A 1,250-nucleotide genomic window follows, 5' to 3' on the forward strand; every position below is an offset into this window, starting at 1 on the left:
TGACGTGACCCCCGATTTTTCCTCCAGTTCGCGCTAGAGTCCGACCCCAAGGAAGGGACGGACGGAATGAAGCGGAAGCAGTTTTTGGAAGAGCAGATTATCGGCATTCTGAAGGAAGCCGAGGCGGGAGCGGTGGTGACGGATTTATGCCGCAAGCACGGCATGTCGAGCGCGACCTATTATGCGTGGAAGGCCAAGTATGGGGGTCTGGAGGTGTCCGATGCGAAGCGGTTGCGGGCGCTGGAGGAGGAGAACGCCAGACTCAAGCGGTTGCTCGCGGAGACGATGCTGGACAATGCGGGGTTGAAAGACCTGCTGTCAAAAAAGTGGTGACGCCCGCTGCGCAGCGCGAGGCGGTCGCGCATCTCCAAATGACGTTGGGGATGAGCGAGCGACGGGCGTGCCGGGTGATTTCAGCGGATCGCAAGAGTATGCGGTATCGTTCATGTCGGGCGGATGATGGCGACCTGCGGTCGCGTTTGCGCGAGTTGGCGCAACAGCGCCGGCGGTTCGGCTATCGGCGCCTGCATATCCTGCTCCGCCGGGATGGCATCATGATCAACCGCAAGAAGACCCAACGGCTCTACCGTGAGGAGGGGCTGACGGTTCGGCGTCGGCGGGGCAGAAGGCGCGCCGTAGGCGCGCGGGCACCGGCTCCGGTGCTGGCGCTTCCCAACCAGCGCTGGAGCCTGGACTTCGTCCACGATCAACTCGCCACCGGCCGCCGGTTCCGCATCCTCAACATCGTCGACGATGTGACGCGTGAATGCTTGCGGGCGGTGCTCGACACGTCGATCTCGGGCAAGCGGGTGGCGCGCGAACTGGGCGACCTCATCGCCGAGCGCGGCGCGCCAAAGATGATCGTCAGCGACAACGGGACCGAACTGACATCGAACGCGGTGCTCGCCTGGTCGGGCGATGTGGGCGTCGAGTGGCACTATATCGCGCCGGGCAAGCCGACGCAGAACGGGTTCGTCGAGAGCTTCAATGGCCGCATGCGCGACGAGCTTCTCAACGAAACGCTGTTCTTCACGGTTCGTCAGGCCCGCTCGATCCTCGCCAGCTGGGTCGAAGACTATAACACTGAGCGGCCGCACTCTTCGCTCGGCTATGCCACACCGGCGGCGTTCGCCGTCGAACTCGAAAAGCAATGGGCGGGTTTAAACCCGCCCATTGCTTCAACCGCGCTCCTGCGCGACAACACCGGTCGGTCTCTGGTCGCCGCTGGATGAAAGGCGGGGGTCACGTCA

At 63.5% G+C, this 1,250-nt stretch carries 1 protein-coding gene; it reads left to right on the forward strand.

What is annotated here, in order from left to right; genetic code table 11:
• Positions 1-66: 66 nt before the first annotated feature.
• Positions 67-1,232, forward strand: a protein-coding gene (locus tag ACFO3E_RS17150; protein ID WP_380806656.1) for an IS3 family transposase whose coding sequence is annotated in 2 segments (ribosomal slippage) — positions 67-328 and positions 328-1,232 — 1,167 coding nt in all. Because the reading frame shifts where the segments join, the coding sequence is not laid out codon by codon here.
• Positions 1,233-1,250 lie beyond the last annotated feature (18 nt).

The organism is Sphingobium tyrosinilyticum (assembly GCF_042654265.1).
GTDB lineage: Bacteria > Pseudomonadota > Alphaproteobacteria > Sphingomonadales > Sphingomonadaceae > Sphingobium > Sphingobium tyrosinilyticum.